This is a genomic window from Kosakonia sp. H7A, from assembly GCF_003028445.1.
Taxonomy (GTDB): domain Bacteria; phylum Pseudomonadota; class Gammaproteobacteria; order Enterobacterales; family Enterobacteriaceae; genus Kosakonia; species Kosakonia radicincitans.
Window position 1 is genome coordinate 70125 of record NZ_PYTZ01000008.1, and the last position, 26733, is coordinate 96857.

A 26733-nucleotide genomic window follows, 5' to 3' on the forward strand; every position below is an offset into this window, starting at 1 on the left:
ATTACTTACTTGCGTCACCGTACCAGACGCGAAAACCATTCCACGTCCAGTTCTTCACCGCCGGGCTAATGCCCGCGCTGTTGTACATCTGGAACATGATCGCCATCGGTCCTTTTTCCATGACCTCTTTCTGCAATGCGGCATACATCTCACTGCGTTTGGCGTCATCCGGCTCCAGCAGGGCGGCTTCCACTTTCTGGTTCATCTGCGGGTCGTAGTAAGCGGCGCGCCAGCTCGGATACTGCGTGGCGCGAGCCTCTTTGCGGTTATCCGGGTTAAACACCAGCCTTGAGGCGTTGCCGTAGGCATCCGGCACGGAGGTTTGCCAGGCCATCATCGCGCTCTGGAATTCTCGTCCGCGCGCCCGGCTAAACAACTGGGCGTTCGCCATGCGCTCCAGCGTCAGCTTGACGCCGATTTTCGAGGCATTCTGCTGAATGCTTTGCGCGATGGGCGCGGAGTGGGCAAGGGTGCCGAAAATGACCGACGCGCTAAAACCATTTGGGTAACCGGCTTCGGTGAGTAGCTGTTTGGCTTTCGCCAGATCGAGTTTGAACGGCTGGCCCTCCTTTTCGTCCAGCGCGCCGAACGCGCCAAGCTGCACAAAGCTCGCGCGCGGTACACCGAGGTAAGGCATCACGCTTTTGCCTAAGCCGTCGTAGTCGATCAGATAGCGCATGGCGAGGCGCACTTTTTCATTTTTGAAGATTGGATCTTCGTTGTTGAAGGTCCAGAAAAAGAGCTGCGGTTTCAGGACTTTGTCCACCCTGACTTTGCCGCCTTGATCCAGGGTTTTCAGATCATCAGCCGACAGATCGCGGGCAATATCCACATCACCCTGCGTCAACAGCAGGCGCTGCGTGCCGGTTTCGGCAACGTGGCGGATCAGTACACGTTTCAGTACCGGCGCTTTGCCCCAGTAGTGATCGGTGGCCTGCAACATCACGCCTTCACCGGCGTTCCAGCGCACCAGTTGATACGGGCCAACGCAGGCAGTATGCGTGGTGAGGTATTTGTGGCCGAAATCGCCCTCCACGGCCTCTTTTTCCACCACTTTGCGGTTGAGCAGCGACGAGACGTTATTGGCGGCGATTGCCTGTAAAACGAGGCTGGTGGGGTAGGGTTTATCCAGCGTCATCACCAGCGTTTTGTCGTCCGGCGCGATAATGCGGCTGTCGACATTCTCTTTGTTAAAGCCATATTCGGTGATTTGCGCGGCGTTACCGTAACCGAGTTTCACCACCCGCTGCATGGACCACGCCAGATCGCCTGCGCTGGCGGGCGTGCCGTCCGGGAACTTCAGGTTGTCCTGCAAATGGAACGTAAGGGTCTTGCGGTCCGGCGAGACATCCCAGCTTTTCGCCATGGCCGGGGTCAGTTTCTTCTCATCTTTCACATCAAAATCGACCAGCGCATCGCAGGTGTTGGCGTAGATTTCGCTGGTCACCACTTCGCCAATCTGCGCCGGGTCCCAGGTGCTGATGGCGTCAATATTCCATGCCATCACCAGTGAATCCGGCGGCGTGGCGGCCTGAGCATGAAGGCTGACGGCGCTGGTCAGCGCCACGGCTACGGCAATCGGGGTGAATTTCATGTCGGATATCCTTATAACGTGGCCGGGCGTGGCTGGATGGGCGGCATCACCTCTTCCGGGATAGGGCAGTGATACGGTTTTTCGCTCACCTGCTCGAAGTGCGCTTTTTTCACTTGCGCCAGTAGTACCTTGTCGGTCAACACATCGACGGCAGTGGCAGCCATCACTTTCGCCACATGGGAAAGGCCTTTATGGGCGGCAGGCATCTTGCCCTGTGCGGTGAGTTGCCAGGAGTGGCCCGGCGTGCCAATCGCCATGGTGGGAATATGCGCCTGCACGGTCGGCAGCACCCAACTGACATCGCCGACGTCGGTGGAGCCAATCATCACTTCGCCGTGGGTATCCAGCGGGATGATGTAGTCGCTGAGCGGTTTCGGGTTTGCGGGTTTAATCCCGGTTTTGCGATAGCAACTGGCAATCTCCTCTTCGGAGAGCGTGCCCTGGATTTCAGCGGCAAAGGCCATGTCGGCATCGTCGAACGGCACCGTACCAAGGCTTTCCAGATTGCGCTGCATCGCCTCTTCCAGCGGACGGTTGCCGAGCAGGTTAGAGACGGCGCTCATGATGCTGATCTCCACTTTGGTGTCGGTCATCAGCGCAGCGCCCTGCGCCACACGTTTTACGCGTTCGTTCAGTTCAAACATGGCGTGGACATCGCGCGCGCGAATGGCGTAGCGCACCGCTGCTTTCGCCTGCACCACGTTTGGCGCAATGCCGCCGGAATCGAGCATCGCGTAATGGATGCGGGAATCCTGCGGTACATGCTCACGCAGAAACTGGACGCCCACGTTCATCAATTCTGCGGCGTCGAGCGCGCTGCGGCCTAAATGTGGGGAGGCGGCGGCGTGGGAGGAGCGGCCAGTGAAGAAGAAATCCATGCGGGTATTGGCCAGCGACAGCGGTTTCGCCACTTCATGATGTGCGCTGGGGTGCCAGGTGATCGCCACATCAACACCATCGAAAGCTCCGGCGCGCGCCATAAAGGATTTCGCCGCGCCGCCTTCTTCCGCCGGACAACCGTAGTAACGTACGCGGCCCGGCGTGCCGGTCTCTTCCAGCCAGGCTTTCAGCGCGGTGGCTGCCAGCATGGCGCCGGAGCCGAGCAGATTATGCCCACAACCGTGTCCATGACCGTTGCCCGGCAGCGGCGAGTAGTGCGCGACGCCGGAGGCCTGGCTCAGACCAGGCAATGCATCGTATTCACCGAGGAAAGCGATGATCGGCCCGCCGCTTCCCGCTTCGCCCATTACGGCGGTAGGAATACCGGCGACGTTTTCAGTGACGCGGAAACCTTGCGTTTTTAGCATGGCGGTATGTTCGGCCACCGAGCGGTATTCGGTGTAGCAGATCTCTGGTGTACCCCATACACGATCGCTGAGATCGCAGAAATCGTGCTGATAGTTCTCTACCCACTTCCAGACTAACGCTTTGTTTTCCATGATACTCCCCAGTTTGGTTGGTCGGCATAATGCGCACGCGTTAACGTCGCTGTACCACCAGAATGAGGGCAACGGTTCGTAAAAGGCCAATGAGCAATTCACACTGGCTATTCCGTTCTTGCATAGTCTGCCGCCATCAGGCGGCATGGGCGGTTTCGCTCTGCTGGATCAACTGCCAAAGTTGTTCCGCTTGCGGGTTGCGCAGCACCGGCTGGCGATAGAGACGGATCGCCAGTTTGATCTCCTGGTCGCTGCTGCCGGCGCGCACCAGCGTGCCGTTTGACAGCTCCTCGTGGACAAGGCTCAGCGGCAGCCAGGCGACGCCACCGCCCGCCAGCGTCATCGCTTTCAGGTTGGCCGACATGCCGTTTTCATACACCGCTTCCAGCGGCAACGGGCGTTCGCTCAGCATTTGCGCCAGCGCATGGGCGAAAAAGGAGTGGCTGCCGTAGCTCAGCCACGGAATCGGGCGTCCATTGGGGTTGATGGGGTAAAGCGGCTGCCCGCCGCTGTCCGGTCGGCAGACCGGAATCGCCCATTCGCGGCCTAAATGGATCATCGGGTAAGGCGCAAGCTGGCGGATCAGCGACACTGCATCGTGGGCGTAGGTAAGCAGAAAATCGGTTTCGCCGCTGTGCAGAGTGGCGATATGCTCGACAAAGCTCGGCTTGGAGTTGCACATGCGGATATACCCAAGCTGGTGTTGCAGGTTCAGGCGCTGGATCCAGTCCGGGAAAAAGGTCAGCGACAGGGTATTGAGCATGGCAAAGCGCAACACCGCCGTGCGGGAACGAAAGCGCTGGTTGAGATCGTTACGCAGATGGGTCATGGCGAACACGGTTTCGCTGGCGGTGGCGTGAAAGGCTTCTCCCTCCGGCGTCAGCGTGACCGGATAGGTTTTGCGATCGAACAGCGGGACGCCAAGCCACTCTTCCAGTTGGCGGATGCGACGGCTAAGGGCGGACTGGGTGATGTGCCGCTCATCGGCGGCGCGCGTGAAGCTAAGACTGCGGGCGACACTGAGAAAATCTTCGAACCATTTCAATTCCATAGCGATACCTTGTGAAATGAATGGGAAAACGTCTCCTCGGGTAAACAGTCAGTTACGCAAGAAACGCGCCACTCTTGCAGGCGGGCGTTCACGCGCACTGCAGCGCAGGGCCGGGGAAGAGGCCCCCATGATTGCGCAGAAAGTGCACTAATGAGGTGCAACGGAGTTATATTAAGATGTATTATTAATGCATCTTAATTGATGGGTATTGTGTATGTCTGGTCCACGGATCCTGCGGGAGAAACTGACCATCCGCAAAATGATCGCGCTCTATCAGCGTGCCTGCGCGGATGCGGTTAGCAGCGAGTCGCACTATGTGAATTTGTTCGCTTATGCGGAAAAACGGCTGGATAAGTGCGTGTTCGGCGAAGAAAAACCGGCCTGTAAGCAGTGCCCGGTGCACTGTTACCAGCCCGCAAAGCGTGAAGAGATGAAGCAGATTATGCGCTGGGCGGGGCCGCGTATGTTATGGCGGCATCCGGTGCTGACGGTACGCCATTTGATTGACGATAAACGCCCGGTGCCAGAGCTGCCGGAGAAGTATCGGCGGAAATAGGTTGAGTTGCCGTCCGGCGTTTTTGGAAGATCGTGGAATTATTTCGTTCACCAGCGGCGCAGGCCGGATGGCAGCTTCGCCTTATCCGGCCTGCAACTGCGGCTGCACTCAGGCGCGCGTAGCGATCAAAATCGCCGACGCCTTAATCAGCGCGATCACGCGTTTACCGCTGTCCAACTGCAAATCCTGCACACTTTCATTAGTCACCACCGCCACCAGCTCAAACCCGGCATCGGTCTGCACATGCACCGTGGCATTGACCGCGCCTTCGGTAACCGAAGTGACTTTCCCGGCGAACTGATTGCGGGCGGAGAACTTCAGCCCGCTATCTTCGGTCGCTAGCGTCACCCACGGCGCTTTGATCAGCGCGATAGCCTCTTTGCCTGGTGTCAGCCCCAGCGCCGCCTGGCTGCTGCTGGTGACAATCGCCACCAGCGTTGCGCCGCCGTCGAGAGTGAGTTCCACTTCATCATTCACGGCACCGTGAGAGGTTGCACTGACCTTGCCTGTTAATTGATTTCGCGCTGAAACTGCCATAGACCCTCCATTATGTATGGATATGTTGAATGTTTTTTCAGCTTAACATAGTGCGTCTTTATTGATACCTAAACGTTTCATGCGCGAAAGCAGGGTGGTGCGTTTAAGTCCCAGCCGCTGCGCTGCGCCTTTTGGCCCGGCGACCACACCGTTGGTTTCGCGCAGCACACGAACAATCAGCTGGTACTCATCTTCGCCTTCGCGAGCCACTTCAGCAGGCTCCGCTACGGGCTGAGGCGGAACGGTGATTTCCGGCAGCGAAAGTTGCAGTACATTGCCGTGCGTCAGCAGTACCGCCCGTTCGATGACGTTCTCCAGCTCACGCACGTTGCCCGGCCACTCCATGGAGCTCAGCACGCGTAAGGTTTCCGCCGGAATACTGTCGATGCTGCGGCCCATTTTGCGGGCAATTTTGAAGGTGAAGGCTTTCACCAGCAGCGGAATGTCTTCCGGCCGTTCGCGCAGCGGCGGCAGATGAATCGGGAAGACATTGAGCCGGTAGTAAAGATCGCTGCGGAACTCTCGATCGGCGACCATCTGTTTCAGATCGCGGTTGGTGGCGGCGATCAGCCGCACATCGGTCTGGATCAGTTTATTACTGCCGAGCCGCTCGAACTCCTGCTCCTGCAATACGCGCAGCAGCTTCGGTTGTAGCTCCAGCGGCATATCGCCCACTTCATCAAGAAACAGCGAGCTTTTATCCGCCAGCTCGAAGCGGCCAATTCGCTGGGTGCTGGCACCGGTAAACGCGCCGCGCTCATGGCCAAAGAGATCGCTTTCCAGCAGCCCGGCGGGCATGGCGGCGCAGTTCATCTTCACCATTCTGCGGCTATTGCGATCGCTGAGGTTATGGATCGCACGGGCAATCAGCTCCTTGCCGGTGCCGGTTTCGCCAAGGATCAGCACCGTGCTGTTACTTTGCGCCACCATCTCAACCTGTTTCAGCACGCTGAACATCGCCTGGCTGCGGCCGATGATCTCGCCAAACTCGCTATCGACATTATTTAGCTGCTCGGTCAGCGCCAGGTTTTCATCCACCAGCCGCTCCTTCAGGCGGTGAATTTCCTGGTACGCCAGCGCGTTATCCACGGCAATGGCGATGCGTTCGGCGATCTGGCGCAGCAGCTTGAGATTCGCCTGGGTAAACACCTCTTTCTGGCACTGCGCCAGTTTCAGCACGCCGAGCAGATTTTTGCCGGACATCAGCGGCAGCAGGCACAGCGTCTGGATCTGGTTGCCCCAGGTTTCAAACAGCATCCGCTCGTAGGGCGCGAGTTTGTCGCGTTCGTGCAGATTGAGCAGCAGCATCTCTTTGCTGCGGAATACCCGTTCGGTCAGCGTTCCCTCTTCGTCGGCTTCCTGAATCTCATGCTTCGGATTCAGTTCATCTTTGTAGTGCGTCGAATAGATAGTCAGCTTGCCTTTGCGGCTACCGCGTAGCACCAGGCTGATGGCGTCGATGCCGAAATAGTAGTGGATCTCTTTCGCCACCTCGCTGACCAGCTCGTCCATATGCAGCCGCGAGAGCACCGCATTGGTGATGGCTACCAGAATGCGAAAATCGTCCCGCTCCTGGCACAATAGCTGATAATCCGGCGTCTGACTGTCGCGGCTCTGGAGCTGCTCGGCGACCACGGCGACGATTTGCGCCAGGGTGTGCAGGCGTTCGCTCTCTTTATCGCTCCACGGTTGCCCGTCATGGCGAAAAAATTCGCAGCCGCCGAAAATTTGCCCCTCCGCCGCCAGCGGCAGCAGGCAGTAGTGCGCAAACGGCGGATAGAGCCGGTTCTGCGTCAACGCCGGCCAGGTTTCCGCAAACGTGGCTGCGCTGCAATAGAGCGCCTGTGGGTGGGAAAGAATGTGCCTGACTGGCCCACTCGCCAGCAGTAAATGATCCTCATAAGTTGCGTTGTTTGCAGGGGCGTTGACGGCGTAGCGGCTGGCGCTGTGGCTGTCTGCATGCCACAGCACAATCGCCGCGCTATCCGCGAGTGCCGCCTGGCGGGTCAGCCGGGCCAGCGTTTCGCTGAGTGACGCCATATCCGGCTGTTGTAACAAAACACGGGTGATATCGAACAACCCCTGTTGTCCGAGATCGCTCATCGGTGTATACGACATATTGCTCATCCAGGAACACACTCGCAGGTGTGAAAAAAATAATAAAAAACAAAAAATTAGCAAATACGCGGTAACGGTTCCGCGTGGGGTAAATCTAACAGGCGTTTAACGCCGTACAGCCCCGCCAGGCGTACGCCCTGACGTTCAACAACTTCACCAATGATAGCGGCATCCGCGCCAAGCGGGTGGGCGCGTAAACGTGACAGCGCCTGCTCTGCGGCCTCGCGCTGTACGGCAATCACCAGTTTGCCTTCGTTGGCAAAGTTCAGCGCTTCCAGCCCCAGTAACTCGCAAACGCCGCGCACCGCCGGTTTCACCGGTAACGCGGCTTCGTTGAGTTCGATACCGAAGCCGCAGGCTGCGGCAAACTCATGCACTACCGCATTCACGCCGCCGCGCGTGGCATCGCGCAGCGCTTTCACGCCGGGAAGATCGTGCAGGGTGGCGATTAACGGCGTCAGCACCGCGCAATCGCTGGACAACTCGCCGTCCAGCCCCAGCCCTTCGCGCAAGTTAAGAATCGTTGCGCCGTGATCGCCCAGCGTACCGCTTGCCAGCAGTACATCGCCCGGTTGCAGCGACTGCGCCGCCCAGCGAATCGAACGTGGAATCGCGCCAATCCCGGCGGTATTGATAAATAGCTTATCCGCCGCGCCGCGCTGCACCACTTTGGTATCGCCGGTCACAATCGCGATATCGGCCGCGCGTGCGGTGGCGGCCATGCTATCGACGACGGTTTTCAGCGTCGCCATCGGCAGGCCTTCTTCAAGGATAAACCCGCAAGAGAGATAACGCGGTGTCGCGCCGCTGACGGCGATGTCGTTGGCGGTGCCGCACACCGCCAGCTTGCCAATATTGCCGCCGGGAAAGAACAGCGGATCGATCACATAGCTGTCGGTGGAGAACGCCAGCCTGTCACCGCTGGCGGCCAGTGCGGCCAGATCCAGCCGCGCCTGATCTTCCTGCTCGGCCAGCCACGGGTTGGCAAACGCCTCCATAAAGAGCTGGCTGATAAGCTGTTGCATCGCCTGGCCGCCGCTGCCGTGGGCGAGTTGGACTTCATTCATACTTCACACTCCTGAGCGCGATACTGATACCAGGCTGCGCAGGCTCCTTCTGAGGAGACCATCAGCGCACCAAAGGCGCTTTGCGGATTACAGGTGTTGCCAAACAGCGGGCACTGGTGCGGTTTGCAGCGGCCGGTCAGCACATCGCCGCAGCGGGCGCGCGGATCGTCATACACCTGCTGCGCTGCCGGGCGAAAGTGCGCTTCGGCATCAAACTGCTGATAAGCCTGCGTCAGATGTACACCGGATTCGCCAATCACCCCCAGCCCGCGCCACTCGCTGTCGCCGCTGACGGCAAACACATCGGCAATGGCGGCCTGCGCCAGCCGGTTGCCTTCATCCGGTACGACGCGGCGGTACTGGTTTTCCACCCGGCTCTGCGCGGCGATTTTCTGTTCCACCAGCATCACCACGCCCTGCAACAGATCCAGTGGTTCAAACCCGGCAACCACCAGCGGGCGGCGAAATTCTTCGGCAATAAAGGTGTACGCGTCGGTACCGATCACCATGCTGACATGGCCGGGCGCAAGGAAAGCGTCGATGCCGTTATCCGGCTGCTCCAGCAGGCTGCGCAGCGTTGGGATCAGCGTAATGTGCTGGCAGAAAAACCAGAAGTTATTGATGTTGCGGGCTTTCGCCTGTTGCAGCGTAATGGCCGTGGCGGGCATGGTGGTTTCGAAACCGAGGCCGAAGAACACCACTTTGCGCTGCGGATTTTTTTCCGCCAGCGCCAGCGCATCCATCGGTGAATAGACGATGCGCACATCGGCACCGCGCGCTTTCGCCTGTAACAGCGAGCCTTTTTTCCCCGGTACACGAATGGCGTCGCCGAAAGTACAGAAGATCACTTCCGGATGGCTGGCGATCTCCACGCAGGTATCAATACGCCCCATTGGTAACACGCACACCGGGCAGCCCGGCCCGTGGATAAACTCGATGTTTTCCGGCAGCAACTGATCGAGGCCGAATTTAAAGATGGCGTGCGTATGGCCGCCGCACACTTCCATAATGCGCAGCGGACGCGCGGCGGTATAGCTAAGATGAGAGGCCCGTTCGCGCAGATGGGCAATCAGTTGCATCACCTGTTCCGGGGCGCGATATTCGTCGACAAAACGCATTATTTCTCCTCGCCGTAGAGCAGCGCGCCGACATCCGGCTCGACATCGAACATGTTTTGCAGCGCCGCCAGCGTATCCAGCGCCTCCGCTTCGTTAATCACGCTCATGGCAAAACCGACATGCACCAGCACCCACTGGCCGAGACGCGGCTGGCCGTGTTCATCATGGCTGCCGACCAGGGTTAAATCCACGTCGCGCTGAATGCCGCAGACGTCCACTTTGGCTTGCAGGCCGTCAATGGCGCAAATTTGCCCCGGTACGCCTATGCACATCGTTGCGTCTCCAGCCAGTCGAGCCAGGCGTCCATCCCGTCGCCTTTGGTGGCGGAAACCAGCAGGATCTCAATCTGCGGGTTCACTTCACGGGCGTAGGCGATGCAGCGTTCGACATCGAAATTGAGGTACGGCAGCAGATCCACTTTGTTCAGCAGCATCAGCGAGGCGGCAGCGAACATGTGCGGATATTTCAGCGGCTTGTCTTCCCCTTCAGTCACTGACAGTACCGCCACTTTATGGCGTTCGCCCAGATCGAAGCCCGCCGGGCATACCAGGTTACCAACGTTTTCAATAAACAGAATGCCGCGATCGTCGAGCGGCAGACGCGGCGCAGCATCGGCAATCATCTGCGCATCCAGGTGGCAACCCTTACCGGTGTTCACCTGAATCGCCGGGGTACCGGTGGCGCGAATACGCGCGGCGTCATTGACGGTTTGCTGATCCCCTTCGATCACCGCGCAGGGTACGCGCGCATTCAGGCGCTGCAGGGTTTCGGTAAGCAGGGTGGTTTTGCCGGAGCCAGGGCTGGAGACCAGGTTCAGCACCAGTTGCTGGCGGGCGGCAAAGCGGGCGCGGTTGCGGGCGGCGATCTGGTTATTTTTATCCAGTACGTCGATCTCCACTTCCAGCATCCGGCGCTGGCTCATGCCCGGCGCGTGGGTGCCGGCTTCGCCGTGACCGTAATGCAAATCGCCGTTACCCGATTGGGTTGGGGTGAACTCTCGGGTATTGACGCGGGTTATAGTTAGCGCAGGGCGCGCAGCAGGGGCGAACGGTGCGCTGCGAAACGCAGAGTGCGGGTTATGTTCGTCACCCTCGATATAAAGGTTACCGTCCTGACAACCACATGTTGTACACATTGTTTACTCCTCAATTTCCAGGCGCTGAATTTGCATTCCATCGTCGGCAACGATCTGCAACTGGTCGCTGTGGCATTGTGGGCAGCGGCGAACACGCTGGGTGAGCAGCGTGACGTACTGCCGACAAGACTCGCACCAGCACTCCGCTTGCTGTTGTTCGATGTGCAGTGTACAACCTTCAGCCAGGCTGCCACGGCACACCAGATCAAAACAAAACGTTAAAGCTTCGGTTTCGACACAGGAAAATGCGCCCACTTTTAACCAGACGCCGGTAACCCGACGCGCGCCGCTCGCGGTGGCCTGTTGTTCAATAATTTCCAGCGCCCGCTGGCACAAAGTGATCTCATGCATAATCCCTCCTTATGAGTTGCCGCGTTAATGCAATAAGAGTGCCATGAGTGATTTTGACACTGTGACGATGTCGAACCTGTCGAGATGACACGTCGAAATTAACGAATATTTTTATTTATTCCTTTAATAATCAATAAATTAAATGTTGGCATGGATGATGCTTTACCGCCGTTGTTTCAATTAATCAGGTAAGCAGACATGACGATTTGGGAAATTAGCGAAAAGGCAGATTACATTGCCGGGCGACACCATCTCCTGCAGGAGGAGTGGCGCAGTTACTGCAACGCGCTGGTTCAGGGGATCACGCTGTCAAAAGCGCGCCTGCACCATGCCATAGGTTGCGCGCCAGAGCAGCAGCTCTGTTTTGAGCTGTTCGGCCACTTCACGGTCACCGTCTCTCTGACCGGCGGCTTTAATGGTCATACCATCGAATATGCGATTGCCAATAAAGATGGCAGCGATAAACGCTTGATTGCAAAGGCGCAGCTCACCAGCGACGGCAAAGTGGACGGCGTTATCAGCACCCAAGATCGTGAAAAAGTGCTGGAGCACTATCTGGAAAAAATCGCCACGGTTTACGACAGCCTGTACGCGGCGGTGGAAAACGATACCCCCATCAATCTCTCTCTTCTTGCCAGCAGCGCGCACGCGTCTGCGCTGGCCTGAGTTTGGGTGTCGAGATGTGTCGAAGTGACACGTCGTGCGACTGATTTCGTCAAAAATGACCGCCCGGACTGGGTGAATCACCTGAGGATTAGCTGGTGAACCGTTTTGTAATTGCCGACCCGGCGCTCTGTATCGGCTGCCACACCTGCGAGGCGGCCTGCGCGGAGACGCACCGCGCGTATGGCTTGCAGTCGATGCCGCGGCTGCGCGTGATGCGTAATGAACATGAATCCGCGCCGCAGCAGTGCCACCACTGCGAAGACGCGCCCTGTGCGGGCGTTTGTCCGGTAAATGCCATTAATCGCGTCGATGGCGCGGTGCAGTTAAATGAAAGCCTGTGCGTAAGCTGCAAACTGTGCGCGATTGCCTGCCCGTTTGGCGCTATCGAATTTGCCGGTAGCCGTCCGCTGGATATTCCGGCCAACGTTAACTCGCCGCTCGCGCCCGCCGCGCCGCCTGCGCCTGCGCGCGTCAGTACGCTGCTGGACTGGGTGCCTGGCGTGCGGGCTATCGCCGTGAAGTGCGATCTCTGCCATTTCGATGATCAAGGCCCGGCCTGCGTGCGGATGTGCCCGACCAAGGCGCTGCATCTGGTCAATAACCTCGACATCGCCCGCGCCAGCCGTCGCAAACGCGAGCAGACCCTGAATACGGACTACGGCGATTTGTCGCTGTTTACCCAGCTTAACCGGAGTGCAAAATGACGATCCTCTCTTTGCTCAACGGCGCGGTGGCGGTGTTTATCTGCGCTGCTGCGCTGGCGTACCTGTTTACGCGGGCGAAAATTCTCAGCGGCTGGCTGGCCGGTCTTGGCGGCGCAATCGGCAGCGCCATGGCGACAGCCGCCGGGTTGTTGTCGCTGCTGGGCGCTGATGCCGTTTCCGGCAGCCTGACGCTGTTGCAGTACCCGTTACTGGTCACACCCCTGCGTGCCGTGTGGGTGATCACCTTCGGCCTCTGCGGCCTGCTTATCAGCCTCTATAACATCCACTGGCACCGCCATGACGCGGTGAAAGCCAACGGGTTGTTGATCAATTTGCTACTGGCCGCCGCGCTGTGCGCCGTCTGCGCCGCGAATCTGGGCGAGCTGGTCGTGATGAGCGAAATCATGGCGCTGAGCGCGGTGTTTCTTACCGGGTGCAGCGCCTCTGGCAAGCTGTGGTTTGCCATGGGGCGTCTTGGCACGGTGCTGCTGGTGCTGGCCTGCTGGTTTATCTGGCAGCGTTATCAGACGCTCGATTTTGTTCAGCTTAGCGGGCAACAACTGAGCAGTGGCGTCTGGCTGCTGGGGGTGATTGGTTTTGGTTTGCTGGCGGGGATTATTCCGCTGCACGCCTGGGCGCCGCAGGCGCATGCCAGCGCGCAAGCGCCGGCCGCCGCGCTCTTTTCTACGGTGGTGATGAAAGTCGGGCTGTTCGGCATTCTCAGTTTCTCCTTGCTGGGCGGCCAGCCGCCGCTGTGGTGGGGCGTTGTGCTGCTGGTATTCGGCATGATCACCGCCTTTGTCGGCGGTTTGTATGCGCTGATGGAGCACAATATTCAGCGCCTGCTGGCGTATCACACGCTGGAAAACATCGGCATCATTTTGCTTGGCCTTGGCACGGGCGTAACCGGGCTGGCATTGCAGCAACCGGCGCTGATGGCGCTGGGGCTGGTTGGCGGTCTGTATCACCTTTTCAACCACAGCCTGTTTAAGAGCACGCTGTTTCTTGGCGCGGGTGCGCTGTGGTTTGGCACCGGCTATCGCGATATCGAAAAACTGGGCGGCATCGGCAAAAAAATGCCGTTGATCTCGCAGGCGATGCTGGTCGGGCTGATGGCGATGGCAGCGCTGCCGCCGCTCAATGGCTTTGCCGGTGAGTGGGTGATTTATCAATCCTTCTTCAGCCTGAGCGGTAGCGGCCACTTTGTCCTGCAACTGATTGGGCCGCTGCTGGCCGTTGGCCTGGCGATAACCGGTGCGCTGGCGGTGATGTGTATGGCGAAAGTCTATGGCGTCACCTTCCTTGGCGCGCCGCGCACCCCGCAGGCGGAAAACCCGCAATCTATTCCCTGGCTGATGACCGCAAGCGTGGCCGTACTGGCACTCTGCTGCGTTATTGGCGGCGTTGCTGCGCCGTGGCTGCTGCCGCGTCTGTATGCCGCCGTACCGCTGCCGCTGCATACCGCGAACACGGTGGTGTCGCAACCGATGATCACGCTGCTGCTGATTGCCATGCCACTGCTGCCGCTGCTGTTGATGGTGCTGTTTAAAGGCGATCGTCTTCCGTCCCGCAACCGCGGAAGCGCCTGGGTCTGCGGCTACGATCATGAAGGCTCAATGGTGATCACCGCCCACGGTTTTGCCATGCCGGTAAAAGCCGCATTTGCCCCGGTGTTGAAGCTGCGCAAATGGCTGGAACCCACGCTGATTCTGCCCGGCTGGCGTACCGACGCGGCTCCGCTGCTGTTTCGTCGGCTGGCACTGATTGAGCTGGCGGTGCTGGTGGTTGTGGTGATTTCCCGAGGAGCCTGATGATGAATTTTCTGTATGCGTTATTGCAGGCGCTGGTGCTGTTTGCCTTTGCGCCGCTGCTGTCCGGTATCAGCCGCGTGGCGCGCGCCCGGTTGCACAATCGCCGTGGGCCTGGCGTGCTGCAAGAGTACCGCGACCTGGTCAAATTGCTGGGCCGCCAGAGTATTGCGCCTGCAGCGTCCGGCTGGGTGTTTCGCCTGATGCCGTTTGTGATGGTGGGCGTGATGCTGACCATTGCGACGGCTTTGCCGGTGGTCACCATTAACTCGCCGCTGCCTTTGCTGGGCGATTTGATCACCCTGATCTATCTGTTCGCCATTGCCCGCTTCTTCTTTGCTATTGCCGGGCTGGATACCGGTAGCCCGTTTACCGGCATCGGCGCCAGCCGCGAAGCGATGCTGGGCGTGCTGGTCGAGCCGATTTTGCTGCTCGGTTTGTGGGTGGCGGCGCTGGTCGCGGGTTCCACTCATATCAGCCATATCACCGACACCGTTTACCACTGGCCGCGCGCGGCTTCAATCCCGCTGTTTCTGGCGCTCTGCGCCTGCGCGTTCGCCACCTTTATCGAAATGGGCAAACTGCCGTTTGATCTTGCGGAAGCGGAGCAGGAGTTGCAGGAAGGGCCGCTGTCGGAGTACAGCGGCAGCGGCTTTGCGCTGCTGAAGTGGGGGATCAGCTTAAAACAGCTGGTGGTGCTGCAAATGTTTGTCGGCGTCTTTCTGCCGTGGGGGCAGATGAGCAGCTTCAGCGCGGCGGGTCTGCTGCTGGCGCTGGTGGTGGCGGTAGTGAAATTAATCGTTGGCGTACTGGTGATTGCCCTGTTTGAAAACAGCATGGCACGCCTGCGTTTTGCTGCCACGTCACGTGTCACCTGGGCCGGGTTCGGCGTTGCCTTTTTAGCGTTCGTCTCCTTACTGGCGACGTATTAAGAGAGTTTATGCATGTCTGAAGAAAAAATCGGTCAACACTATCTGGCTGCGCTGCACGAGAAATTTCCCGGCGTAGTGCTGGATGAAGCGTGGCAGACCAAAGACCAAATCACCCTTACCGTGAAAGTGAACTATCTGCCGGAGGTGGTGGAGTTTCTTTACTACCAGCAGGGCGGCTGGCTGTCGGTGCTGTTTGGTAACGACGAGCGCAAGCTGAACGGTCATTTTGCCGTTTACTACGTGCTGTCGATGGAGCAGGGCGTCAAATGCTGGATAACGGTGCGCGTTGAAGTCGATGCGCTGAAACCGGAGTATCCATCCGTGACGCCGCGCGTGCCTGCGGCCGTGTGGGGCGAGCGCGAAGTGCGTGATATGTATGGCCTGGTGCCGGTCGGTTTGCCGGATGAGCGCCGCCTGGTGCTGCCGGATGACTGGCCGGACGAACTCTATCCGCTGCGTAAAGACAGCATGGATTATCGCCAGCGCCCCGCGCCGACCACCGACGCGGAAACTTATGAATTCATCAACGAGCTGGGCGACAAGAAAAACAATGTGGTGCCGATTGGCCCGCTGCACGTTACGTCGGATGAACCGGGCCACTTCCGCCTGTTTGTGGATGGCGAGAATATTGTCGATGCCGACTACCGCATGTTCTATGTGCATCGCGGGATGGAGAAACTGGCGGAAACCCGCATGGGTTACAACGAAGTCACCTTTCTCTCGGATCGCGTGTGCGGCATCTGTGGGTTTGCCCACAGTACCGCTTACACCACCTCGGTAGAGAACGCGATGGGCATCGTGGTGCCGGAACGCGCGCAGATGATCCGCGCCATTCTGCTGGAAGTGGAACGTCTGCACTCGCACCTGTTAAACCTCGGTCTGGCTTGCCACTTTGTCGGTTTTGACTCCGGGTTTATGCAGTTTTTCCGCGTGCGTGAAACGTCAATGAAGATGGCGGAAATTCTTACCGGGGCGCGTAAAACCTACGGTCTGAACCTGATCGGCGGCATTCGCCGCGACATGCTGAAAGACGATATGGTGCAGACGCGCGCGCTGGCGCAGCAGATGCGCCGCGATGTGATGGAGCTGGTTGATGTGCTGATGAGCACGCCGAATATCGAGCAGCGCACCGTGGGTATTGGCCGTCTTGATCCGCAAATCGCCCGCGATTTCAGTAACGTCGGCCCGATGGTGCGCGCCAGCGGTCACGCCCGCGATACCCGCGCCGATCACCCGTTTGCCGGTTACGGCCTGTTGCCAATGACCGTGCACAGCGAGCAGGGTTGCGATGTCATTTCCCGCCTGAAAGTGCGTATCAACGAAGTGCTGACCGCGCTGAACATGATCGATTTCGGTCTGGATAATCTGCCCGGCGGCCCGCTGATGGTTGAAGGCTTTACCTACATTCCGCACCGTTTTGCCCTTGGTTTTGCCGAAGCGCCGCGCGGGGATGATATCCACTGGAGTATGACCGGCGACAACCAGAAGCTCTATCGCTGGCGTTGCCGTGCGGCGACCTACGCCAACTGGCCAACGCTGCGCTATATGCTGCGCGGCAACACCGTTTCTGATGCGCCGCTGATTATTGGCAGCCTCGATCCTTGCTACTCCTGCACCGACCGCATGACGGTGGTGGATGTGCGCAAGAAAAAAAGCAAGGTCGTGCCGTACAAAGAGCTGGAGCGTTACGGGATCGAGCGTAAAAACTCGCCGTTGAAATAGTGGGAGAACGCTAGCGATGTTTACCTTTATCAAAAAAGTGATCAAAACCGGGACGGCAACCAGCGCGTATCCGCTTGCGCCGATGCCGGTGGATAAAAACTTCCGCGGCAAACCGCAGCACAACCCGCAGCAGTGCATTGGCTGCGCGGCGTGCGTCAATGCCTGCCCGTCGAACGCGCTGACGGTGGAAACCGATCTTGCGACCGGCGAACTGGCCTGGCAGTTTAATCTCGGGCGCTGCATTTTCTGCGCCCGCTGCGAAGAAGTGTGCCCAACGGCGGCGATTACGCTCTCTCAGGAGTACGAACTGGCGGTGTGGAGCAAAGCCGATTTTCTGCAACAGTCGCGCTACGAGCTGTGCCAGTGCCGCGAATGCGCGCGGCCTTTCGCGGTGCAGAAAGAGATCGATTACGCCATTGCGCTGCTGGCGCATAACGGCGATACCCGCGCCGAGCAGCACCGCGCCAGCTTTGAGACCTGCCCGGATTGCAAACGTCAGAAATGCCTGGTGTCGTCCGACCGCGTCGAATTGACCCGCCATATGAGAGAGGCCAGCTAATGAGCCAGCTAATAGGTCCGCGTGATGCGGATGGTATTCCGGTGCCGATGACGGTGGAGGAATCCATCGCCAGTATGAAAGCCTCGCTGTTGAATAAAATCAAACGCTCCGCTTACGTTTATCGTGTGGATTGCGGCGGCTGCAATGGCTGTGAGATCGAGATTTTCGCGACGCTTTCGCCGTTGTTCGATGCAGAACGCTTCGGCATTAAGGTCGTACCTTCACCGCGCCACGCCGACATTCTGCTGTTTACCGGCGCCGTCACCCGCGCGATGCGTTCACCGGCGCTGCGCGCCTGGCAATCTGCGCCGGATCCCAAAATCTGTATCTCCTACGGCGCATGCGGTAACAGCGGTGGTATCTTCCACGACCTGTACTGTGTCTGGGGCGGCACGGATAAAATCGTTCCGGTGGATGTCTATATTCCCGGCTGCCCGCCGACGCCTGCCGCCACGCTGTATGGTTTTGCCATGGCGCTGGGGCTGCTGGAGCAGAAAATTCATGCCCGTCTGCCTGGCGAGCAGGACGATCAACCGGCAGAGATCCTGCATCCGACTATGGTGCAGCCGCTGCGGGTGAAAGTGGATCGCACCGCTCGTCGCCTCGCGGGTTACCGCTATGGCCGCCAAATTGCCGATGATTACCTGCGCTTGCGCAGCGTCGGCGAACATGAAGTGGTGCGCTGGTTAGCGCAGGAGAACGATCCGCGTCTGACCGAAATTGTCAGCCACCTTAATCAGGTGGTGCAGGAGGCGAAAATCTGATGAGCGAGACGGTGGCCTTTAGCCAGCTGCGGCGGAAATTTGTCGATGAGAATGATGCCACGCCGCCGCAGGCGCAGCAGGTGGTCTATTACTCTCTGGCGATTGGTCACCATCTTGGCGTGATCGATTGCCTGGAAACGGCGCTTTCCTGCCCTTGGGAGGCTTATCTGGCGTGGATCGGCACGCTGGAGAGCGGCAGTGAAGCGCGGCGAAAAATGGAAGGCGTGCCGCGTTACGGCGAGATTGTTATCGACAGCACGCACGTGATGATGCTGGCCAACGCCTTTGACCGGGCGTTGGCCGGGCAGAATGAACAGCAGCAGGCCTGGAGCAGGGCGCTGCTGTCGATGTTGCACGACATTCATCAGGAAAGCGCTATCTATTTGATGGTAAGGAGATTACGTGACTGACGTATTACTTTGCGTGGGCAACAGCATGATGGGCGACGATGGCGCAGGCCCGTTGCTGGCGCAGATGTGCGCGGAAAACCCGCAGGGAAACTGGCGCGTGATCGACGGCGGCAGCGCACCGGAAAACGACGTGGTGGCGATCCGCGAGCTGCGCCCGACGCGGTTGCTGATTGTGGATGCTACCGATATGGGGCTGAACCCCGGCGAGATGCGCATTGTCGATCCCGATGACATCGCGGAGATGTTCCTGATGACCACTCACAATATGCCGCTCAACTATCTGATCGATCAGTTGAAAGAGGATATTGGCGAGGTGATTTTTCTTGGCATTCAGCCCGATATTGTCGGCTTTTACTACCCGATGACGCCGCCAGTGAAAGCGGCGGTAGAAACAATTTACCAGCGGCTGGCTGGCTGGGAAGGCAACGGCGGGTTCGAGCCGCTATAAACAGCGCCGGGTTTCCGGCGCTGTATTAACGACGGCGTTTTTCCGAGTACATCACCTTATCGCAATCTTCCAGCATGCCGCGCAGCGTGGTGTACTTATCGCCGCCGTTTTCAATAATCCCGTGCGAGTAGTTGATGTGATAATTCTTGCCGGAAAGATGGTCGATGGCATCGATGCGTGATTGCAGATCGAAGAGAAACGCATCAGCATTGTGAGTCGGCGTGTTCGCCAGTAGTACCGCAAACTCACCTCCGCTAAGCCGGGCGGCGATATCCTGATCTTTCAGGCATTTTGTCATATTGCTGGCGAAGATTTTTACCACCTCGTCGCCCTCTTTATTCCCCAGCAATTCATTGATCGATTTCAGATTGTCGATGCTGAAATAGAGCAGACTGAGATCTTTTTTATGCTCTTTGAGCCAGGCAAAACGTTTTTCGCCGGAGCGGTAAAAGCCACGGCTGTTGGGCATGCCGGTCAGCAAATCGGTCATTGCCATGCTGAGGATCAGAAACTCATCTTCCACAATGGCGGCGAAATCGAGCAGGGTATTGATTTCCGCACTGGAAAACGGGCGCGGATAGGTATCGATGACGCAGATGGTTCCGGCAATTGCGCCGTCCGGCAGTCGCACCGGGCAACCCGCATAAAATCGCACCCACGGCTCGCCAACGACAAACGGGTTTTCGGCAAAGCGCGGATCGGCAAGGGTATCTTTGACAATAAACACGCCCTCTTCGAGGATCGCGTGCGCGCAGAACGACAGATTGCGCGGCGTTTCGTGGGTATCGATGCCGCTGCGCGACAGCAACCACTGACGATCGCGATCGAGCAGACTTATCACCGCGATGGGGACATCAAAGGTAGTCTTTGCCGTGCGGGTGAGCCGGTCAAAACGTTCATCATCCTTTTTATCCAGAAGATCCATCATATACAAAGACTTAAGCCGCTCTCTTTCATTGACTGGCATGGCCGGGAAGATCATAGGGCATCCTCGATTTTCTTTGTTTTCTCAAGTGTAGACAGATCTTCCCATCATTGCGTTATATATCCGTGGTTTGCCCCTGCGCGCGGATAAAATTGATAAATGCCTGTAATGGCGCAGGGATTAAGCGCCGCGAATTGTAATAGAGCCACGGGCCGCTAAATGATTGCCACCAGGTTTCCAGCAACGGCGTCAGCGCGCCGCTTTCGAACGACGGGCGCAGCCACTCTTCAAACAGATAGATGATGCCGCTACCGGCAATCGCTGCCTGCACCGCCAGATCCACCGCGCTGCCGACGCTGACCACCAGTGAACCATTCACCTGAATGCGCAGGGTTTCACCCTCGCGGGTAAATTCCCACTCTGGCATCACGCCGCTGGCATAGCGCCCGCGAATGCAGTTATGGCTAATCAGATCGCGCGGGTGCTGCGGCAGGCCGTAACGCTGCAAATAGGCCGGTGCCGCCGCTGCGGCAAAACGCTGACGGCGCGGGCCGATGGGCAGCGCCACCATATCCTGTTCCAGGCTTTCGTCGTAACGGATCCCCGCATCGCAATTGTCGCGAAACACATCCTGTACGTTGCTTTCGGCGACGATCTCCAGGCGAATGTCCGGGTATTGCGCCAGAAAAGGGGGGACGATGGTGGGCAGAACCAGCCGTGCCGCGCTGACCGGGACATTCAAACGCAGCGTGCCGCTCGGCGTGGTGCGATAGCGGTTGATGGCGTCCAGCGCGGCATTCACTTCGCTCATTGCCGGTTGCAGGCGCTCCATCAGCGCTCTGCCTGCCTCGGTCAGCGCCACGGTACGGGTGGTGCGGTTAAACAGCCGTACGCCGAGTTGCTGCTCGGCGCGGCGCACCGCGTCGCTCAGGCGGGAGGGGTTGGAACCGGTCACGCGCGCGGCTTCACGGAAGCCTCCGGCGTTGGCGACCGCGACAATGGCATTTAACAGGGCGAAATCCAGCTTCATTGTTCGGTGAACCGTACAGTGTGTATTAATTTTGCTGGATTGTTGCACAGCCGTACAGCTCCTACAATCGGGTTACTTAACGCACAGGAGGTTTTCCATGTCTCAATCCACACTTACTTATCGTCTTGGCGATCGTCAGGTTGGTCGTCTGGGTTACGGTGCGATGCAACTGGCTGGCCCTGGCGTGTTTGGTCCGCCCGCGGACGAAGCAAAGGCGCTGGCGGTATTGCGCGATGCTATTGCTGCCGGGGTGAATCATATCGACACCAGTGATTTTTATGGTCCGCATGTCACCAATAAATTGATTAAACAGGCGCTGCATCCTTATCCGGACGACTTATGCATCGTCACCAAAGTCGGCGCGCGTCGTGATGATAAAGCCAACTGGCTGCCCGCATTCAGCGCCGAAGAGTTGACCCGTGCGGTGGAAGATAATCTGCGTCACCTCGGTCTGGAGACGATAGAGGTGGTCAACCTGCGTTCGATGTTTGGTGTGCACGAGCCGGAAGAGGGGCCGCTCGAAGCGCCGCTGGAGGCGTTGATCAAACTGAAAGAGCGCGGGCTGATCCGCCATATCGGGCTGAGCAACGTTACAGCGAAGCAGGTGGCCGACGCGCAGAAAATGACGCCCATTGTCTGCGTGCAGAACCTGTATAACGTGGCGATCCGTAAGGATGATGCGCTGGTGGATAGCCTGAACGCGCAGGGCATTGCCTTCGTGCCGTTCTTCCCGCTGGGCGGTTTCACGCCGTTGCAATCCGGTGAGCTGAACGAGGTGGCGCAATCGCTTAACGCCACGCCGATGCAGGTGGCGCTGGCGTGGCTGTTGCAGCGTTCGCCGAATATCCTGCTGATCCCCGGTACGTCGTCGCCGCAGCATTTACAGGAAAACATGGCGAGCGCGAACCTCGTGCTGCCGCCGGAAGCGCTGGAAAAACTCAACGGCATTGGCGCGTAGCTTCTGCGCCGGATGGTTGCCCCGATCGGGCCTGTGGGATCGCATCGGTTCATAGGCCCGATAAAGCATCGCCGCCATCCGGCAATCAGCCGCCACAGAGCCATTATTTGGGGGGCGCCACCGACTCGCGCCGCACCAGTTCACCTTCGTGTGAACGGGCCGCGTGCTCGCCTGGCGTCAACAGAATGTCGATGGCGTGACGGATCATCGCCTCCATCGGCACATGAATGGTGGTGAGCGACGGGTTGTAATACTTGCCGAGCACCGAATCGTCAAACCCGGCCAGCGACACATCCTGCGGCAGGCGCAGCCCCGCTTCCAGACAGGCTTTCGCCACGCCAATCGCCATATCGTCATTGCCCGCGAGGATGCAGGTAAACGGCACCTTGCGCGCTAACAGTTCACGCCCTGCGGCATAACCACTGTCGGTAGACCATGCGCCATGTACCAGCAGTTGCGGGTCTGGCTCAATACCGGCGCGGCGCAGCGCCTGCCGGTAGCCCGCCAGGCGTTTTTCCCCGGTTGGCGAACCTTCAGCACCGGCAACAAAAGCAATACGCGTATGCCCCTGCGCTAACAGGTGGGCCATCATCGTTTCACAACTTTGTTGATGATCGACAAACACGCACTGATTGCGGTGGCGGGAGAGTTCACGGTTGATGACGACGATAGGCGTCTGGCTGTTATCGATAATTGCGTCCAGCTCATCGACCGTCAGGTATTTGGGGTAAATCATGATCGCTTCACAGCGCAACGACATCAGCAGATCGATGGCGTCGCGCTCTTCCTGCGCGCTGTGTTTACCGTCTGCCAGCACCAATTGTCGGCCATGCATTTCACTGTTGGTCGCCGCGTGGTAAGTCAGGCTGGCGAAAAACGGGCCGTTATACAGCCCGTTGGTGATCACCAGCCCCACTGAGTTGGTCTTATTATTGGCAAGATTGCGCGCCAGCTGGTTGGGGCGATACCCCGTCTCGGCAATGGCCTGGAAAATGCGTTCCTTCACTTCCTCACGGACAAAAACTTTGCCATTTAGCGTGCGCGATACCGTCGCTTTCGATACGCCAGCCAGCCTGGCGACATCCAGTATCGTTACCATTTTTCGACCTCACTCTTGTTATTATGCTGGCTGCGCTCCTGTCTCCAGTGACATCAGCGGCATACCGGGGCTGACGGCACCCTGCGACTGATGGCGAGTCAGCGTAAATTCATCACTGTTCACCACCAGCACCGGCGTGGTCAGATCGTAACCCGCCTGCTCAATGCGCGCTTTATCAAACTCCAGCAGCGGCGTGCCAGCGGTGACTCTGTCGCCCTCTTTTACCAGCGGCGTAAAGTATTGACCCTGAAGGTTAACGGTATTCAGACCAACATGGATCAGTAATTCTGCGCCATTATCACATATCAGGCCGATAGCGTGATGCGTGTCAATTAATGTGGCGACCTGCGCGTCACACGGGGCGACCACTTTGCCTTCGTGAGGAACGATCGCCACACCGTCGCCGAGCACTTTCCCGGCAAAGGCTTCATCTGGCACGTTTTCCAGTGCGATCACTTCGCCTTTAATCGGGCTGAGCATCTGTAATGAACCAACCTTCAGCGGCGCGGGGTCAGCGCTTTCCTGCGGATCTTCAAAACCGACAAACTGCACCATCACAATGGTCAGCACAATCGCGGTGCCTGCGCCAACCAGTTCGCCAATAAACGACATTGGCGCATCCGGGCTAATGGCATTCACCAGCGTGAACAGGCCGGGCAGCGCCGCATAAGCGTAGTAGAGGCTGCCAAACAGGCTGGCGACCACCGCACCAATCGCTCCGCCGATACAGCCGCAGATAAACGGTTTTTTAAAGCGCAGCGTCACGCCGTAAATGGCGGGTTCAGTGATGCCGAAAATGGCGGTAACCCCCGCAGAAAGCGAGGTGGCTTTTAGCGCTTTATTGCGGCTTTTGATAAACACGCCAAACACGGCGGCCATCTGGCCAATCACCGCGATGGTCTGGTAAGCCTGGAATGAGTCATAACCCTGGGTATCGAAGTTCGCCATGATCACCGGCGTGATCCCCCAGTGAACGCCAAAAATGACGATCACCTGCCATACGCCGCCAATGATCGCAGCGGCAACGGCCGGAGCGGCATGGAACAACGTGTTATAGCCATGAGCAACGCCCAGCGCGGCCCAACTGGTAATTGGCCCAATCACCACCAGCGTCAGCGGCACAATCACCACAAAGCAGAGAAGCGGCGTAAACAGCGGGCTTATTACTTCCGGCAGCCATTTTTCGACGCGGCGTTCAAACCAGGAGAGCGCCCAGACCAGGAACAGTGGCGGCAGTACCGATGAGGTATAAACCGTTTCCGCCAGCGGGAAGAACAGGAATTTCACTTCGCTACCGGCGGCGATTTTCCCGGCCAGTGCCGTCCACTCCGGGTTGATCAGCGCACAGCAGCAGAGCACGGCAATAAACGGATTACATTTGAAATGGCGCGCCGCGGTAATGGCGATAAACACCGGCAGAAAGGCAAACGGTGTCCAGGACATAAAGTTAAGAATGGCGAAGGTGCCGGTGGTTTTGATATCCGCATCCGCGAGGCCCAGCAGAATCAGCAGCCCCTGCAAAATCCCGGCGGCGGCAAGAATATAGACAATCGGGGCAAACACCGCTGACATGGTGGCGATGACCGCATCCAGCCAGCGTGTTTTCGGCTGCGCGGCGCTGCCGTCTTTCTCTTTCACCATACCACTCAGGGCGTTAAACACATCGGCGACATGGGTACCAATAACCACCTGGAACTGACCGCCGCTCTCCACCACGGCGATAACGCCGGGCAGGCTCTGGATGCTGGCTTTCGCCGTGGCGGGCGTTTCGTTTAATACCAGACGCAGGCGGGTAGCGCAGCGGGAGAAGTTGCTGATGTTCTCTTCGCCACCCACCTCGCGCAGGATATCACTCGCTAACTTATTGTAATCCCTGATAACGGCCATTTTTGTTTACCTTTTATTATCGGTGACTGAGTAGGTGTATCTGGGTGAAACCGGTTTCATGCTAACCTGGTCAGATCGCCGCGCAACCGGTTTCATGGAAAACTGCGAAGGAAATCACGCCACAATATTTGGCATTTATATTTCGTTGCAGGCCGAAGCATGGTGTGCCGGGCTACGTAAACTGGCGGCACATTCACTGATGGAGAGCGCTTATGATCGCTGTACTGTTTGAAGCCGATGTCGCCGCTGGCAAGCAGGAGCGCTATCTGCAATTAGCCGCGGAGCTCAAGCCGCAACTGGCAGAAATCGAGGGTTTTATCGCCATTGAACGCTTTCAGAGCCTGAGCACGGAAGGGAAGATTTTGTCATTATCCTGGTGGCGGGATGAAGAGGCGGTACTGGCATGGAAGAGCAACGTCCTGCACCAGGCTGCGCAGGCGGAAGGACGGCGATCGATTTTCTCGTTTTACCGTATCCGTGTCGCGCAGGTTTTTCGCGATTATTCATCCGCAGCAGGGAAGACCGACCATGTATGATATTCACGTTATGCTTAATGAGGCGCCCGGCGGGCTGGCAGAACTGGGTGAAACTCTGGGTAAAAACGGTATTGGTCTGGAAGGCGGCGGCGTTTTCAGCATCGGGAGTGAAAGCCATGCCCATTTTCTGGTGGCCGACGGTGAACGTGCCCGTCAGGTTCTGGAGTCTGCCGGATTTACAGTGTGCAATGTAGCGCAGCCGGTGATCCGCAAACTAAAGCAGGAAAAACCCGGTGAGCTAGGCGCGATTGCCCGCACGATCGCGCAACATGGCATCACTATTCTTGTGCAGTACAGCGATCATGATAATCGCCTGATTCTGCTGACCGACAACGATCCGCTGACCCATGAGGTCACGCAACCCTGGAAGGGGGCGACATGAGTTTACCCGGTTTATCTGCGGCACACGGCAACACGCTGGCGCTGGAAGAGGCGCTTGCCGGTATTGCCAGTGCGATGGCCGATCCTTCGCGCTCGCGGATGCTTTGTGCGCTGATGGATGGACGGGCGTGGACGGCGACGGAGCTTGCCCCTTCGACCGCCAGTGCCCACCTGAACCGGCTGTTAAATCATGGCCTGCTGGTCTGCGTTTCGCAGGGGCGGCACCGCTACTACCGGCTGGCGGGCAGTGATGTCGCTGCGCTGCTGGAAAATATGATGGGCGTGTCGATGCGCACAGGACGTACGCTGACCAGCCGAACGCCGCCGGAACTGCGGCAGGCACGCACCTGTTACGATCATCTTGCCGGTGAAATCGCGGTGGACATCTACGCGTTTTTGCAGCGTGAAGGCTGGATCACTGACGATGGCAGCGCGGTAACGAATGTCGGTAAACGGCAACTGGAAAAGATCGGCGTGACGCTCGATCCGCATACTCGCCGCAAGCCCTGTTGCGCGTGCCTGGACTGGAGCGAAAGGCGTTTCCATCTTGGCGGCGATGCGGGTGCCGCGCTACTTATCGCCTTCGAGCAGCAGGGCTGGCTGCGCAGAACGCCCGGCTACCGTGAAGTGACCATTACCGGGGAAGGCAAGACGGCGTTTTTAAGATTATTTGCTGTCGGGCTGTAATGCTGCCTTTGGCTGTAAAAAATGGTCGTCCGATTTTCGGTTGTGAGGGAGAGGCGGCAAACGCCACACTCATCGCACAACACAACCGGAGACGACCATGGATTTCATAACGCTTTATCATCAATCCTACTGGCCAATGTCCGGGATGGCACCGGCGCGCGGGCGGCACAACAAGCGGGATATCGGGTGTCTGGCAGGTAAGGCTGGCGTTTATCCGGCCTGCAGAGTCCGCAGGCCGGTTGCGTGACAAA

The 26733-nt window shown here is 58.3% G+C and carries 29 protein-coding genes; 15 read left to right on the forward strand and 14 right to left on the reverse strand.

The features are described from left to right. Position 1: 1 nt before the first annotated feature. The 3 genes from CWM66_RS21825 to CWM66_RS21835 all read right to left on the reverse strand — a co-directional run bounded on the left by CWM66_RS21825 (position 2) and on the right by CWM66_RS21835 (position 4084). The gene (locus CWM66_RS21825; protein ID WP_107147292.1) at positions 2 to 1594 is read right to left on the reverse strand and encodes an ABC transporter substrate-binding protein; all 1593 of its coding nucleotides are present in this window, start codon (positions 1592 to 1594) and stop codon (positions 2 to 4) included. 11 nt (positions 1595 to 1605) lie between these two features. Next, positions 1606 to 3033 (reverse strand): M20 family metallopeptidase, encoded by a 1428-nt coding sequence (locus CWM66_RS21830; protein ID WP_007370498.1) that lies wholly within the window; start codon positions 3031 to 3033, stop codon positions 1606 to 1608. A 136-nt stretch (positions 3034 to 3169) separates the two neighbouring features. After that, positions 3170 to 4084, reverse strand: coding sequence for a LysR family transcriptional regulator (locus tag CWM66_RS21835; protein WP_007370499.1), 915 nt, complete (start codon positions 4082 to 4084; stop codon positions 3170 to 3172). 214 nt (positions 4085 to 4298) lie between these two features. On the opposite strand from CWM66_RS21835, the gene CWM66_RS21840 reads away from it, so the two are divergent. After that, positions 4299 to 4640, forward strand: coding sequence for a nitrous oxide-stimulated promoter family protein (locus CWM66_RS21840; RefSeq protein WP_035890212.1), 342 nt, complete (start codon positions 4299 to 4301; stop codon positions 4638 to 4640). Between the two features lie 108 nt (positions 4641 to 4748). Here CWM66_RS21840 and CWM66_RS21845 read toward each other — a convergent pair whose 3' ends face one another. Genes CWM66_RS21845 through hypA form a run of 7 tightly spaced genes read right to left on the reverse strand, consistent with a single transcriptional unit; the run spans position 4749 to position 10966 of the window. Next, positions 4749 to 5177: a molybdopterin-binding protein gene (locus tag CWM66_RS21845; protein WP_007370502.1), complete on the reverse strand. Its 429-nt coding sequence runs from the start codon at positions 5175 to 5177 to the stop codon at positions 4749 to 4751. 42 nt (positions 5178 to 5219) lie between these two features. After that, entirely contained in the window at positions 5220 to 7295 is a 2076-nt protein-coding gene (gene flhA / locus CWM66_RS21850; protein ID WP_007370503.1) for a formate hydrogenlyase transcriptional activator FlhA, read from the reverse strand. A 56-nt stretch (positions 7296 to 7351) separates the two neighbouring features. Next, entirely contained in the window at positions 7352 to 8362 is a 1011-nt protein-coding gene (gene hypE / locus CWM66_RS21855; protein WP_007370504.1) for a hydrogenase expression/formation protein HypE, read from the reverse strand. After that, entirely contained in the window at positions 8359 to 9480 is a 1122-nt protein-coding gene (hypD, locus tag CWM66_RS21860; RefSeq protein ID WP_007370505.1) for a hydrogenase formation protein HypD, read from the reverse strand. Before hypD ends, hypE begins: the two co-directional genes overlap by 4 nt. Next, the gene (locus CWM66_RS21865) at positions 9480 to 9752 is read right to left on the reverse strand and encodes a HypC/HybG/HupF family hydrogenase formation chaperone (protein ID WP_007370506.1); all 273 of its coding nucleotides are present in this window, start codon (positions 9750 to 9752) and stop codon (positions 9480 to 9482) included. Before CWM66_RS21865 ends, hypD begins: the two co-directional genes overlap by 1 nt. Beyond that, positions 9743 to 10615 carry a hydrogenase nickel incorporation protein HypB gene (gene hypB, locus CWM66_RS21870; protein WP_007370507.1) on the reverse strand — a complete coding sequence of 291 codons (873 nt, stop codon included), beginning with the start codon at positions 10613 to 10615 and terminating at the stop codon, positions 9743 to 9745. Before hypB ends, CWM66_RS21865 begins: the two co-directional genes overlap by 10 nt. Before the next feature lie 3 nt (positions 10616 to 10618). Continuing rightward, positions 10619 to 10966, reverse strand: coding sequence for a hydrogenase maturation nickel metallochaperone HypA (gene hypA / locus CWM66_RS21875; RefSeq protein WP_007370508.1), 348 nt, complete (start codon positions 10964 to 10966; stop codon positions 10619 to 10621). Between the two features lie 198 nt (positions 10967 to 11164). On the opposite strand from hypA, the gene hycA reads away from it, so the two are divergent. From hycA to hycI, 9 genes are all read left to right on the forward strand, one after another. After that, the gene (hycA, locus tag CWM66_RS21880) at positions 11165 to 11632 is read left to right on the forward strand and encodes a formate hydrogenlyase regulator HycA (protein WP_107147293.1); all 468 of its coding nucleotides are present in this window, start codon (positions 11165 to 11167) and stop codon (positions 11630 to 11632) included. Between the two features lie 95 nt (positions 11633 to 11727). Continuing rightward, positions 11728 to 12336: a 4Fe-4S dicluster domain-containing protein gene (locus CWM66_RS21885; protein ID WP_035890220.1), complete on the forward strand. Its 609-nt coding sequence runs from the start codon at positions 11728 to 11730 to the stop codon at positions 12334 to 12336. Then, a complete protein-coding gene (hycC, locus tag CWM66_RS21890) occupies positions 12333 to 14147 on the forward strand; it encodes a formate hydrogenlyase subunit 3 (RefSeq protein ID WP_107147294.1) in 1815 nt (604 codons plus the stop codon). Before CWM66_RS21885 ends, hycC begins: the two co-directional genes overlap by 4 nt. Before the next feature lie 2 nt (positions 14148 to 14149). Then, on the forward strand, positions 14150 to 15076 hold the full coding sequence (locus CWM66_RS21895; protein WP_071921297.1) for a respiratory chain complex I subunit 1 family protein: 927 nt from the start codon (positions 14150 to 14152) through the stop codon (positions 15074 to 15076). A 12-nt stretch (positions 15077 to 15088) separates the two neighbouring features. Next, positions 15089 to 16798 carry a formate hydrogenlyase subunit HycE gene (hycE, locus tag CWM66_RS21900; RefSeq protein WP_035890225.1) on the forward strand — a complete coding sequence of 570 codons (1710 nt, stop codon included), beginning with the start codon at positions 15089 to 15091 and terminating at the stop codon, positions 16796 to 16798. Positions 16799 to 16814: 16 nt separating this feature from the next. Further along, a complete protein-coding gene (locus CWM66_RS21905; protein WP_107147295.1) occupies positions 16815 to 17357 on the forward strand; it encodes a formate hydrogenlyase complex iron-sulfur subunit in 543 nt (180 codons plus the stop codon). Beyond that, positions 17357 to 18121: an NADH-quinone oxidoreductase subunit B family protein gene (locus CWM66_RS21910; RefSeq protein WP_007370515.1), complete on the forward strand. Its 765-nt coding sequence runs from the start codon at positions 17357 to 17359 to the stop codon at positions 18119 to 18121. The genes CWM66_RS21905 and CWM66_RS21910 overlap by 1 nt, the downstream gene beginning before the upstream one ends. After that, entirely contained in the window at positions 18121 to 18531 is a 411-nt protein-coding gene (locus CWM66_RS21915) for a formate hydrogenlyase maturation HycH family protein (RefSeq protein ID WP_007370516.1), read from the forward strand. Before CWM66_RS21910 ends, CWM66_RS21915 begins: the two co-directional genes overlap by 1 nt. Next, positions 18524 to 18979, forward strand: coding sequence for a hydrogenase maturation peptidase HycI (gene hycI, locus CWM66_RS21920; RefSeq protein ID WP_007370517.1), 456 nt, complete (start codon positions 18524 to 18526; stop codon positions 18977 to 18979). Before CWM66_RS21915 ends, hycI begins: the two co-directional genes overlap by 8 nt. A 25-nt stretch (positions 18980 to 19004) precedes the next feature. Here hycI and CWM66_RS21925 read toward each other — a convergent pair whose 3' ends face one another. Together CWM66_RS21925 and CWM66_RS21930 are read right to left on the reverse strand one after the other, a co-directional pair. Beyond that, on the reverse strand, positions 19005 to 19961 hold the full coding sequence (locus CWM66_RS21925) for a sensor domain-containing diguanylate cyclase (protein WP_007370518.1): 957 nt from the start codon (positions 19959 to 19961) through the stop codon (positions 19005 to 19007). A 58-nt stretch (positions 19962 to 20019) separates the two neighbouring features. Then, complete coding sequence (locus tag CWM66_RS21930; RefSeq protein WP_107147296.1) at positions 20020 to 20934, reverse strand: LysR substrate-binding domain-containing protein; 915 nt, start codon at positions 20932 to 20934, stop codon at positions 20020 to 20022. A gap of 97 nt (positions 20935 to 21031) precedes the next feature. On the opposite strand from CWM66_RS21930, the gene CWM66_RS21935 reads away from it, so the two are divergent. After that, the gene (locus CWM66_RS21935; RefSeq protein ID WP_007370520.1) at positions 21032 to 21892 is read left to right on the forward strand and encodes an aldo/keto reductase family oxidoreductase; all 861 of its coding nucleotides are present in this window, start codon (positions 21032 to 21034) and stop codon (positions 21890 to 21892) included. Between the two features lie 103 nt (positions 21893 to 21995). Here CWM66_RS21935 and CWM66_RS21940 read toward each other — a convergent pair whose 3' ends face one another. Continuing rightward, positions 21996 to 22991 carry a LacI family DNA-binding transcriptional regulator gene (locus tag CWM66_RS21940; protein ID WP_107147297.1) on the reverse strand — a complete coding sequence of 332 codons (996 nt, stop codon included), beginning with the start codon at positions 22989 to 22991 and terminating at the stop codon, positions 21996 to 21998. A gap of 21 nt (positions 22992 to 23012) precedes the next feature. Beyond that, entirely contained in the window at positions 23013 to 24878 is a 1866-nt protein-coding gene (locus CWM66_RS21945) for a beta-glucoside-specific PTS transporter subunit IIABC (RefSeq protein ID WP_107147298.1), read from the reverse strand. 58 nt (positions 24879 to 24936) lie between these two features. Here CWM66_RS21945 and CWM66_RS28945 point away from each other — a divergent pair, with 58 nt between their 5' ends. The 4 genes from CWM66_RS28945 to CWM66_RS21965 are packed head-to-tail and all read left to right on the forward strand — an operon-like array spanning position 24937 to position 26482. Then, entirely contained in the window at positions 24937 to 25110 is a 174-nt protein-coding gene (locus CWM66_RS28945; RefSeq protein ID WP_156036590.1) for a hypothetical protein, read from the forward strand. Beyond that, on the forward strand, positions 25091 to 25414 hold the full coding sequence (locus CWM66_RS21955) for an antibiotic biosynthesis monooxygenase (RefSeq protein WP_079517457.1): 324 nt from the start codon (positions 25091 to 25093) through the stop codon (positions 25412 to 25414). The genes CWM66_RS28945 and CWM66_RS21955 overlap by 20 nt, the downstream gene beginning before the upstream one ends. Continuing rightward, entirely contained in the window at positions 25407 to 25796 is a 390-nt protein-coding gene (locus tag CWM66_RS21960) for an amino acid-binding protein (protein ID WP_072439137.1), read from the forward strand. Before CWM66_RS21955 ends, CWM66_RS21960 begins: the two co-directional genes overlap by 8 nt. Further along, entirely contained in the window at positions 25793 to 26482 is a 690-nt protein-coding gene (locus CWM66_RS21965) for a helix-turn-helix transcriptional regulator (RefSeq protein ID WP_107147299.1), read from the forward strand. Before CWM66_RS21960 ends, CWM66_RS21965 begins: the two co-directional genes overlap by 4 nt. Positions 26483 to 26733 lie beyond the last annotated feature (251 nt).

What these genes read in the sequence shown, in the direction of transcription:
- CWM66_RS21925 (WP_007370518.1), bottom strand. Translation starts at nt 19,961, where the DNA reads ATGATCTTCCCGGCCATGCCAGTCAATGAAAGAGAGCGGCTTAAGTCT.
- CWM66_RS21825 (WP_107147292.1), bottom strand. Translation starts at nt 1,594, where the DNA reads ATGAAATTCACCCCGATTGCCGTAGCCGTGGCGCTGACCAGCGCCGTC.
- CWM66_RS21905 (WP_107147295.1), top strand. Translation starts at nt 16,815, where the DNA reads ATGTTTACCTTTATCAAAAAAGTGATCAAAACCGGGACGGCAACCAGC.
- CWM66_RS21895 (WP_071921297.1), top strand. Translation starts at nt 14,150, where the DNA reads ATGAATTTTCTGTATGCGTTATTGCAGGCGCTGGTGCTGTTTGCCTTT.
- CWM66_RS21945 (WP_107147298.1), bottom strand. Translation starts at nt 24,878, where the DNA reads ATGGCCGTTATCAGGGATTACAATAAGTTAGCGAGTGATATCCTGCGC.
- hypB (WP_007370507.1), bottom strand. Translation starts at nt 10,615, where the DNA reads ATGTGTACAACATGTGGTTGTCAGGACGGTAACCTTTATATCGAGGGT.
- hycC (WP_107147294.1), top strand. Translation starts at nt 12,333, where the DNA reads ATGACGATCCTCTCTTTGCTCAACGGCGCGGTGGCGGTGTTTATCTGC.
- CWM66_RS21935 (WP_007370520.1), top strand. Translation starts at nt 21,032, where the DNA reads ATGTCTCAATCCACACTTACTTATCGTCTTGGCGATCGTCAGGTTGGT.
- CWM66_RS21940 (WP_107147297.1), bottom strand. Translation starts at nt 22,991, where the DNA reads ATGGTAACGATACTGGATGTCGCCAGGCTGGCTGGCGTATCGAAAGCG.
- CWM66_RS21835 (WP_007370499.1), bottom strand. Translation starts at nt 4,084, where the DNA reads ATGGAATTGAAATGGTTCGAAGATTTTCTCAGTGTCGCCCGCAGTCTT.
- CWM66_RS21865 (WP_007370506.1), bottom strand. Translation starts at nt 9,752, where the DNA reads ATGTGCATAGGCGTACCGGGGCAAATTTGCGCCATTGACGGCCTGCAA.
- CWM66_RS21830 (WP_007370498.1), bottom strand. Translation starts at nt 3,033, where the DNA reads ATGGAAAACAAAGCGTTAGTCTGGAAGTGGGTAGAGAACTATCAGCAC.
- CWM66_RS21910 (WP_007370515.1), top strand. Translation starts at nt 17,357, where the DNA reads ATGAGCCAGCTAATAGGTCCGCGTGATGCGGATGGTATTCCGGTGCCG.
- hycE (WP_035890225.1), top strand. Translation starts at nt 15,089, where the DNA reads ATGTCTGAAGAAAAAATCGGTCAACACTATCTGGCTGCGCTGCACGAG.
- CWM66_RS21915 (WP_007370516.1), top strand. Translation starts at nt 18,121, where the DNA reads ATGAGCGAGACGGTGGCCTTTAGCCAGCTGCGGCGGAAATTTGTCGAT.
- hypA (WP_007370508.1), bottom strand. Translation starts at nt 10,966, where the DNA reads ATGCATGAGATCACTTTGTGCCAGCGGGCGCTGGAAATTATTGAACAA.
- CWM66_RS21965 (WP_107147299.1), top strand. Translation starts at nt 25,793, where the DNA reads ATGAGTTTACCCGGTTTATCTGCGGCACACGGCAACACGCTGGCGCTG.
- hypE (WP_007370504.1), bottom strand. Translation starts at nt 8,362, where the DNA reads ATGAATGAAGTCCAACTCGCCCACGGCAGCGGCGGCCAGGCGATGCAA.
- hypD (WP_007370505.1), bottom strand. Translation starts at nt 9,480, where the DNA reads ATGCGTTTTGTCGACGAATATCGCGCCCCGGAACAGGTGATGCAACTG.
- CWM66_RS21960 (WP_072439137.1), top strand. Translation starts at nt 25,407, where the DNA reads ATGTATGATATTCACGTTATGCTTAATGAGGCGCCCGGCGGGCTGGCA.
- hycA (WP_107147293.1), top strand. Translation starts at nt 11,165, where the DNA reads ATGACGATTTGGGAAATTAGCGAAAAGGCAGATTACATTGCCGGGCGA.
- CWM66_RS21840 (WP_035890212.1), top strand. Translation starts at nt 4,299, where the DNA reads ATGTCTGGTCCACGGATCCTGCGGGAGAAACTGACCATCCGCAAAATG.
- CWM66_RS21845 (WP_007370502.1), bottom strand. Translation starts at nt 5,177, where the DNA reads ATGGCAGTTTCAGCGCGAAATCAATTAACAGGCAAGGTCAGTGCAACC.
- CWM66_RS21955 (WP_079517457.1), top strand. Translation starts at nt 25,091, where the DNA reads ATGATCGCTGTACTGTTTGAAGCCGATGTCGCCGCTGGCAAGCAGGAG.
- CWM66_RS21930 (WP_107147296.1), bottom strand. Translation starts at nt 20,934, where the DNA reads ATGAAGCTGGATTTCGCCCTGTTAAATGCCATTGTCGCGGTCGCCAAC.
- CWM66_RS28945 (WP_156036590.1), top strand. Translation starts at nt 24,937, where the DNA reads ATGCTAACCTGGTCAGATCGCCGCGCAACCGGTTTCATGGAAAACTGC.
- flhA (WP_007370503.1), bottom strand. Translation starts at nt 7,295, where the DNA reads ATGTCGTATACACCGATGAGCGATCTCGGACAACAGGGGTTGTTCGAT.